8 protein-coding genes are annotated in these 7,990 nt (G+C 59.8%); 6 read left to right on the top strand and 2 right to left on the bottom strand.

Annotated elements, in window-relative coordinates; translation table 11 throughout:
* The first annotated feature begins 146 nt into the window (after positions 1-146).
* The 5 genes from V6C16_RS05295 to V6C16_RS05275 all read left to right on the top strand — a co-directional run bounded on the left by V6C16_RS05295 (position 147) and on the right by V6C16_RS05275 (position 4,119).
* Positions 147-1,100, top strand: a complete 954-nt coding sequence (locus V6C16_RS05295; RefSeq protein ID WP_333536890.1) for a hypothetical protein — start codon at positions 147-149, stop codon at positions 1,098-1,100.
* 123 nt (positions 1,101-1,223) lie between these two features.
* Positions 1,224-1,571, top strand: coding sequence for an NfeD family protein (locus V6C16_RS05290; protein ID WP_333542854.1), 348 nt, complete (start codon positions 1,224-1,226; stop codon positions 1,569-1,571).
* Positions 1,572-1,701: 130 nt separating this feature from the next.
* Positions 1,702-3,147: a threonine synthase gene (thrC, locus tag V6C16_RS05285; RefSeq protein WP_333536246.1), complete on the top strand. Its 1,446-nt coding sequence runs from the start codon at positions 1,702-1,704 to the stop codon at positions 3,145-3,147.
* Positions 3,148-3,390: 243 nt separating this feature from the next.
* Complete coding sequence (locus V6C16_RS05280) at positions 3,391-3,843, top strand: GyrI-like domain-containing protein (RefSeq protein WP_333536244.1); 453 nt, start codon at positions 3,391-3,393, stop codon at positions 3,841-3,843.
* A gap of 78 nt (positions 3,844-3,921) precedes the next feature.
* Positions 3,922-4,119 carry a hypothetical protein gene (locus V6C16_RS05275; protein WP_333542853.1) on the top strand — a complete coding sequence of 66 codons (198 nt, stop codon included), beginning with the start codon at positions 3,922-3,924 and terminating at the stop codon, positions 4,117-4,119.
* Positions 4,120-4,124: 5 nt separating this feature from the next.
* Here the strand turns inward: V6C16_RS05275 and V6C16_RS05270 are convergent, their stop codons facing one another.
* Positions 4,125-5,474, bottom strand: a complete 1,350-nt coding sequence (locus V6C16_RS05270) for a sugar transferase (protein WP_333536241.1) — start codon at positions 5,472-5,474, stop codon at positions 4,125-4,127.
* A 138-nt stretch (positions 5,475-5,612) separates the two neighbouring features.
* Positions 5,613-6,761: a glycosyltransferase family 4 protein gene (locus tag V6C16_RS05265; RefSeq protein WP_333542852.1), complete on the bottom strand. Its 1,149-nt coding sequence runs from the start codon at positions 6,759-6,761 to the stop codon at positions 5,613-5,615.
* Between the two features lie 272 nt (positions 6,762-7,033).
* Between V6C16_RS05265 and V6C16_RS05260 the strand changes: the two genes are divergently transcribed.
* A partial coding sequence (locus tag V6C16_RS05260; RefSeq protein ID WP_333542851.1) for an SDR family oxidoreductase occupies positions 7,034-7,990 on the top strand: 957 nt, incomplete at its 3' end.

Genomic DNA, 7,990 nt, shown 5'->3' with positions numbered 1-7,990 from the left:
GGCGACCGTGGCGGACGTGACCGTCGCGACCGTAATGATCGTGGCGACAGGCGCTGACCGTCACCACCAAAGACTGAATTGAAACGGCCCGGCCGGGCGCAAGGCGCGTCCGGCCAGCCGCTGAAAGAGCGATAAAGGAAATTCCCATGTCCAAAAAGAACAAAAGCGGCGAGCCTGAAGCCACTGACAAGGAAAATTCCGTGAAGCAGCACGCCGCTGATGGGGCAGAAGCTCAAGACCACGCCGAGGACCACGCCCGCATACACCACGAAGCCCTGGGCGATGCCTGGGTCGTGCTGACGGGCCGCAACCCGGTGGAAATCATGGGCCAGATTGTGGGCACTGTCCTGCACGAAGGCGGTACGCGCCCTTCGTGGCAGTGGAAGCACGGCGGCAAAGACCATATTATGATGGCCTGGCCGCAGGATCAGCCCGTGCGCGCTTCTGTTCTGATGGTAGGAGAGGAAGGCGAAAAGCTGAATCCTGTTTCTGCCGTTCCCCTGCTGGACGGCCTGCCCAACGACCTGACGGTCGAGGGCGTCTTTCCCTGGCAGAGCGGCCTTGGGGCCAACGTGGCGGTAAGCATGATCGAGGGCAAGAACCCCATGTGGTTTTTCGACCCCCTTTATGGCCGCGACAAGAACGACCTCACCCCGGAGATCACACACACCTTTCTGCTGGCCGGTCTGGCCTTTGCCGTGCGCAAGGCCCTGCTGGACCACATGACCATCACCCAGGGGCCGCAGTATGAAGCCCACGCCGAGGCATGGCTTGAGGCCAATCCCGGCAAGGGACGCCTGGACGTGCCGCCCCTTCAGGTAGATGTGAGCGATCGTCACATGATCATGCCCGGCCGCAATTTTTGCGAATACCAGATGCGCGCCGTTATTGAAGAAGTGCAGGACTACCAGCTGGAACAAATGCCCGTCAAAGCCCTGTACGTGACCTTTCCCTTTGAAAACCGCCCGTCCATGCGCCTTGTCATCTATGCGTCAAAGATGACCCTGGGCGACTTTGAACCTGAGGCGGGACAGGCCATTGATGCCTACATCTGGCTTCAGGGCCGTGTTGTCGACTTTGACCAGGGTCCGCAGCAGTAGCGGCCCAACGGTTTTACACGGCATGGCGGGGGCCTGCCCCGCAGGCAGCGCCTCCGCCATGCAAGACAGAAAAAACAGCGGCACACCGCCCCGGCGCACACGGCTGGCCGCACGGAAGACATTATGAACGCGCCTTTGCTCTGGTTTATTCTGGGGGCGGCCTTTTTTGTGGCCGAACTCATGACCCCGGCCATGGTTCTGCTCTTCTTCGGTGTGGGCGCATGGGCAGCGGCTCTGGCCGCCCTTATGGGCCTGGGCTTCGCCTGGCAGCTCATTACCTTTATCTGCCTTTCCCTTCTTACCCTGCTCTTTCTGCGCCGCCGCCTGCGCGCGGTTTTTGGCGGACGCGCCCACCGCGTACCTGCCGGAAACTGCAACGGCCACGGTGAGGAATCCTGCACCACACATCCTCTGGCAGGCCGACAGGGCGTCATCAGCAAGGTTGTTTATCCGGGTGCCGCCAGCCCTTGAATACATTTGGGGGGCAGATTTCCAAAGGTGAAATGTTCCGGAGCATTCCGACCGTGGACTGCTCCGGTCGGCGGCCTGTCCGTCGCTGGAAAAACGGTTTCTGTTCCCGATGCCAAAAGGAGTTCGTCACATGGCCCACGCGGATTTTCCGGCCTATCGCGGCCGCATGGAATATGTCTGCCTTGATTGCGGTGCGCGTTATCCGGGCGACAGCCTGCTGTATGCCTGCCCGCAGTGCGGCGGTGTTTTTCTGCTGGAAAACCTGGATTTTGCAAAGCTCAAGGAGCGTAGCGGCCAGGAATGGCGAAAGATTTTTGACGACCGTTGCGCCAGCCGTTCCACGGCGCTCAAGGGCATTTTCCGTTATTACGAACTGTTGGCCCCCCTGCTGGACGAAGACGATATCGTCTGTCTGGGCGAGGGCATCACCCCTGTGGTGGAAGCGTCCGCCGCCCTGCGCGACATGACGGGCGTGGCCTTTGCCTACAAGAACGACGGGCAGAACCCCAGCGCCTCCTTCAAGGACAGGGGCATGGCCTGTGCCTTCAGCTATCTCAAGTGGCTCTGCCGCCGCAACCAGTGGGACGAAGTGCTGACGGTCTGCGCCTCCACCGGTGATACTTCGGCGGCGGCGGCCCTGTATGCCTCGTATGTGGGTGCTCCGCTCAAATCCGTGGTGCTGCTGCCCCACGGCAAGGTGACGCCCCAGCAGCTTTCGCAGCCCCTTGGCAGCGGCGCCACAGTGCTGGAACTGCCCGGCGTGTTTGACGACTGCATGAAGGTCGTTGAACTGCTGGCAGAAAACTATCGCGTGGCCCTGCTCAATTCCAAGAACAGCTGGCGCATTCTGGGGCAGGAGTCCTATGCGTACGAAGTGGCCCAGTGGTACGGCTGGGACATGACGGATCAGTGCCTCTTTGTGCCCATCGGCAATGCGGGCAACGTGACCGCCATCATGTCGGGTTTCCTGAAGATGCTTGATCTCGGCATCATTACGGGCCTGCCGCGCATTTTTGGTGTGCAGTCCGAGCATGCCGACCCGGTGTGGCGGTACTACGACGCGCCCGCAAGCTCACGCAGCTGGCAGCCTGTGACTGTGCAGCCCAGTGTGGCCCAGGCGGCCATGATCGGCAATCCCGTGTCATTCCCGCGTGTGCGCATGCTGGCCGAGCGCTTTATGGAAAGCGGCGGCGAACGCGCCTTCCAGGTGGTGCGCGTGACCGAACAGCAGATTATGGACGCCATGATAACGGCCAACCGTCACGGCCACATTGCCTGCACCCAGGGGGGCGAATGTCTGGCCGGCCTGCGCAATGCCCGTGCTCTGGGCCTTGTGGGCGACCATGAGCATGCGGTGCTTGACGCCACTGCCCATGCTCTGAAATTTGCCGGTTTTCAGGACATGTATTTCAACGACGCCTTCCCGGCCGAGTACGGTGTGTCGCCGGACAAAAGTCTGGCTAACCTGCCGGAACTGCTTTTGCCCCAGAGCGCCCGCGAAGGCCGGGATGTGGCGGAATTCGCCTCGCTGGGCGCAGAAGCCGTGGTGCAGCGCCTCAAGCTGCAGAAAAAATAGAGGCTTTTGCCGCATGCCGTATTCAGGAGCGTTTTACTTTTGAGAACACATGTTCTCAATGCGTTACGGGGTTTGCTTCTGCGCCTGCCCGCACTGGCATGTCACGTTGATGCCCCTGTGGCGGGCGTCTGCCCGTGCAGCCCCGTAATACGTTCAATATGATGGTGCATAAGAAAGGGACTTTTTTATAAAAGTCCCTTTTTTTGTGCATCAAATGAAGCATTCTCAAATAAGGAGCATTTTATGAGCGAATTTAAGATAACAGTTGCGGATTTTCCTGCGACGCGCCTGATGGGCATGAAGGTTCGCACCTCGATAGCCCGTGCCCACGAGGATTGTCCTGCCATCTGGCAGCAGTTTGGACCACGTGTGGCGGATATTGCGGGCAAGCCCTTTTACGGTGTTTCCTGCATGCTCAATGCCGAGGAGATCGAGTATTGGGCGGCTATGGAGGCGGACGGGCGCGAGCTTCCTGCCGACATGGGACACCATGTCATCCCGGCAGGCACGTACGCGGCCTGCCGCGTGCCGAACCTGGAAAACATCGGGGAGGCCTACATGTTCATTTTTGAAAAGTGGTTCGCCAGCCAGGAGGCGTATGCCTATAATGAGCAGGCCCCGTGCTTTGAGCTGTACCCCCCGGACTGGAATCCCGGGGCGCCTTTTGAATTGTATGTGCCGGTAATGGCGCGTTAATTTAAAGAATATATCTTCTTGGAATTGTAGAGTAATTTGAAAGTAAAATTGCTCTAAAAAGCCCCGTCGCGCGGATAGTTGCTGATCCGCGTGACGGGGCTTTGCATTGCCTGCTCAGGCTGCATGGCCGAAGCCGGGCAGCGGCCCTTTGTCCGGCTGGAGTATTTAACACTTGAAATGCTCGCTTACGGCAGGCAAAAGCCTGCCTTCTCGCATTTCGTGGCAAGGATTTTCAAGAAAATCCTTGCAGAGCAGTTAACTCATTTCATTCGTTAACTGCTCTAGCGCGCGCCCTTGGGAAAGAGCACCACGCCGATAGTTTTGAAGATGATGTTTATATCCAGCAGGATGGACATATTCTTTATGTAATAGAGATCATATTCCAGCTTGCGCCGGGCGTCTTCTTCGGAAGCGCCGTAGGGATAGCACACCTGCGCCCAGCCGGTGAGGCCGGGCTTCACCGTATGCCGCAGGCTGTAGTAGGGTATGGTTTCCTTGAGCTTCTGTACAAAGGCCATGCGCTCGGGGCGCGGGCCGATGAAGCTCATGTCGCCTTTAAGGATGTTCCATATCTGCGGCAGTTCGTCGATGCGCACCTTGCGGATAAAGCGGCCGAAAAAGGTGACACGGCTGTCCTGGGCGCTGGCCCATACGGCGCCGTCCTTTTCCGCATCTGCCCGCATGGAGCGGAATTTGTAAACCGTGAATTCCTTTTCAAAAAGGCCCACGCGGTCCTGTTTGTAAATGATCGGGCCGGGAGACTCCAGCCGTACGATAAGGGCCGTGAGCAGCATGATGGGCGTGGCCGGTATGAGCAGCAGCAGCGAAATCAGCACATCCAGCGCCCGTTTGAGGCGCCGCAGCGAGCCGCGCGTGTTCAGCGAAAAGCCTTCGGTTTGCAGCAGCCACTCATCGGTCATCTGCGAGAGCGGCAGACGCTGCACCACATGTTCGTAAAAACTGCGAATGTCCACCACCATGCGCCCGCGCAGTTTGGCTTGCAAAAGCTCGTGGGCGATGTCGTCATCAATGGGCGCATCGGGCAGCAGCAGTATCATGGTGGCATTTTTTTCCTGGGCTATGTCCAGGGCCAGAAAGGGCGGGCCAAGGCAAGGACCGGCATCCGGTCCCTGATCGCGTTCGCCCACATAACCGATGATTTCCGCCTGGGGCAGACCTTCGGCCAGCAACTGCCGCACCTTGCCCGCGCGGTCCACGCCCACCAGCAGAATGCGCAGGGGGTGGGTGAGCCTGTCGGCATTGAGGTGGTACAGCCAGCGCCAGAGCAGGCTGAGGCAGAAAGAAAGCGCGAAAAGCAGGGTGATGGTCTTGCGGTCAAAGCGCCAGTGCTGAAAGGCATAGGAGGCAGTGGCCGAGGATATGATCGCCAGCAGGCAGGCCACGATCACGCGGCCCGTTGTCTCCTTGAAGTCCTCGTTGCCCACATTGTAGGCATCAAGGATGTAGAAAAACAGCATGTAGAAAAAAATGGTGAACAGCGATGCCCCGGTGTAATCGTCAAAAACGCTCAGATCCGGGGCAATGGTCGTCATGCCTGAAATAGCTAGGGCCAGCAGGATGCAGATCAGGTCCAGCACCTGCAAAAGACCCATGCGATAGCTGCTTATCATTGCGAATTATCCTCTGAAGGAGATTAGCCTTGCCAATGGCTTGTCATGCTTGAGCCGTACCGCCGCCGCTTTTCCTGCGCACCGCCGCACACGGCTGAACCGCCGCGCGTGACAGGACATGCCCGCGGCTCCAGCCGGTTACGCAAGGACAGGCACGCGCATGTCTTCAAGAATGCGCGCGGCGACCTTTTCCGCATCAAACTCTTCCAGGGCCATCCGGCGGCCGTTGGCCCCCATGTCGGCCATAAGCTCCGGCTGCCGGATGAAATTTTCCATGGCGGCAGCCAGCGCCTGCGGATCGCGCAAAGGTACAAGATACCCGTTATACCCTTCGCGCACAACCTCGCGGCAGCCAGGGGCGTCGGTCACCACTGCGGCGCGTCCCATGCTCATGCCTTCCATGATGGATGTGGGCGTGCCTTCACGCCAGGAGGGCAGCACCATCACATGCGCGGCGCTCACATAGGGGCGCACATCGCGCGTTTCGCCAAGGTATTCGATGCAGCCCTCAGCCTGCCATTGCCGCACGGTTTCAAGGCTTACGCTGCCAAGCCCCTGTTCGGCCGGGCCGAGCAGCAGAAAACGCGCTTTGGGGTGCGCCGCCTTGAGTATGCGGGCCGCCTGGGCGTATTCCTCAAGCCCTTTGGCTTCAAGCAGACGGGCTATCAGCAGAAAAACCGGCGGACCCTCAAGACTGCCGTCGGCCGCCAGCCCTGGCAGCGGGGCAGGGGCAAAACGGCTTGTGTCCACACCTGTTCCGCGCGCCTTGAGTATGCGCGCGCGCGCGCCCAGAATGCCGGACTGCCGGAAAACGGCAATGTCATCATCGTTCTGAAAAAATATGCCTTCTGCTCCGGCCAGGGCTGTGCGATACAGCAGGGCGCTCAGCCTGTTGACGCATTTCTTGAAAAAGCTGTCGGCCTCAAAGGCGTATCCCAGACCCGTGATGGTGGCGTACACGTGCGGCACTCGCGCCACGCGCGCGGCGATGCAGCCGTAAATAACGGGCTTGATGGTGGAGGTAAAGAGAAGGTCTGGTTTTTCGTCCTTGAACAGGCGCAGCAAGGCCCCGGTGGTGCGCAGGTCGCGCAGGGGGTTCAGCCCCTTGCGGTCAAGGGGATAATGCAGCATGCGCGCCCCCTGGGCTGCCAGCGCCGCTTCCGATCCGGGGTCTCCCGGCGGGGCGCAGCAGACAACCTCATGTCCGGCACGGTGCATATGGCGGATCAGCACGCTCCAGAAATTGCTCATGGACCTGGCCTGGTTGCCCAGAACGATGATCTTCATTTGCCTGCGTCTCCCTTTGCGCGTCGTGCTGTTCCGCTGTTGTGGCGGTTTGCGGACGCATGCGCCAAGGTATAGCACCTGGCAGGATAAGTGAAAAGGGGGACGCTGCCCTCCAATTTCGGTTCGCGGCCCTTGCGACCCAGGGGCAGCGGCCTGCCCGGCTTTACAGACACGCCCCGGCAGCGTAGGATTATGGCCGTCCGAAAGCGTCTGCCGGCTCTTGCGGCCGCGGCGCGCGGGCAAAAAAATCAATGCAAAAACAGGACGCAAACATGAGCGCGTATTCCCAACTGTGTGCCACTATGCAGGCTTCTCCCTCCCGCTGGCTGATTACCGGGGTGGCGGGTTTTATCGGTTCCAACCTGCTTGAACGCCTTCTGGGTCTGGGCCAGACCGTTGTGGGGCTGGACAACTTCTTGACCGGGTATCAGAAAAATCTTGATATGGTACGTGATATCGTGGGGCCGGAAGCCTGGAGCCGCTTTACCTTCATCGAAGGCGATATCCGCGATGTGGATACCTGCCGCAAGGCCTGTGAAGGCGTGCAGCATGTGCTGCACGAAGCCGCGCTCGGTTCTGTGCCGCGCTCTATTGACGATCCCTTGCTGTCCAACAGCTGCAATATCACGGGTTTTCTGCATATGCTGGTGGCTGCGCGCGATGCCGGGGCCAAAAGCTTCGTGTATGCCGCGTCTTCTTCCACCTACGGCGACGCGCCCGAGCTGCCCAAGGTGGAAGACAAGATCGGCCGCCCCCTGTCGCCCTATGCGGTTACAAAGTATGTGGACGAACTGTACGCCGATGTTTTCACCCGCTGTTACGGCTTTTCCAGCGTCGGGCTGCGCTATTTCAACGTGTTCGGCCAGCGCCAGGACCCGTACGGGGCCTACGCGGCGGTTATTCCCCAGTGGTTTGCCAGCCTCATCAAGGGCGAGACCGTCTATGTGAACGGCGATGGCGAAACCAGCCGCGACTTCTGCTATATCGACAACGTGGTGGAAGCCAACCTGCTGGCGAGCTTTGCCCAGGGCGAGGCTGCCGATACCGTTTACAACGTGGCCTTTGGGCAGCGCACGACCCTTAACGAGCTTTTTACCCTTATCCGCGAAGAAGTGGCGCGCCACAAGCCCGAAGCCGCCAATGCCGTTGTTGAACACCGCGATTTCCGCGCGGGCGACGTGCGCCACAGTCTGGCTGACATCAGCCGCGCCGAGACGCGCCTGGGGTAT

It is taken from the genome of Desulfovibrio sp. 1188_IL3213 (assembly GCF_036763145.1).
In the GTDB taxonomy this organism is placed as follows: Bacteria; Desulfobacterota; Desulfovibrionia; order Desulfovibrionales; family Desulfovibrionaceae; genus Desulfovibrio.
This window is presented reverse-complemented; position numbering and strand designations above follow the sequence as displayed.

Excerpts from the sequence above, each read along its gene's own strand:
- V6C16_RS05295 (WP_333536890.1), top strand. The coding sequence starts at position 147 with ATGTCCAAAAAGAACAAAAGCGGCGAGCCTGAAGCCACTGACAAGGAA.
- V6C16_RS05290 (WP_333542854.1), top strand. The coding sequence starts at position 1,224 with ATGAACGCGCCTTTGCTCTGGTTTATTCTGGGGGCGGCCTTTTTTGTG.
- thrC (WP_333536246.1), top strand. The coding sequence starts at position 1,702 with ATGGCCCACGCGGATTTTCCGGCCTATCGCGGCCGCATGGAATATGTC.
- V6C16_RS05280 (WP_333536244.1), top strand. The coding sequence starts at position 3,391 with ATGAGCGAATTTAAGATAACAGTTGCGGATTTTCCTGCGACGCGCCTG.
- V6C16_RS05270 (WP_333536241.1), bottom strand. The coding sequence starts at position 5,474 with ATGATAAGCAGCTATCGCATGGGTCTTTTGCAGGTGCTGGACCTGATC.
- V6C16_RS05265 (WP_333542852.1), bottom strand. The coding sequence starts at position 6,761 with ATGAAGATCATCGTTCTGGGCAACCAGGCCAGGTCCATGAGCAATTTC.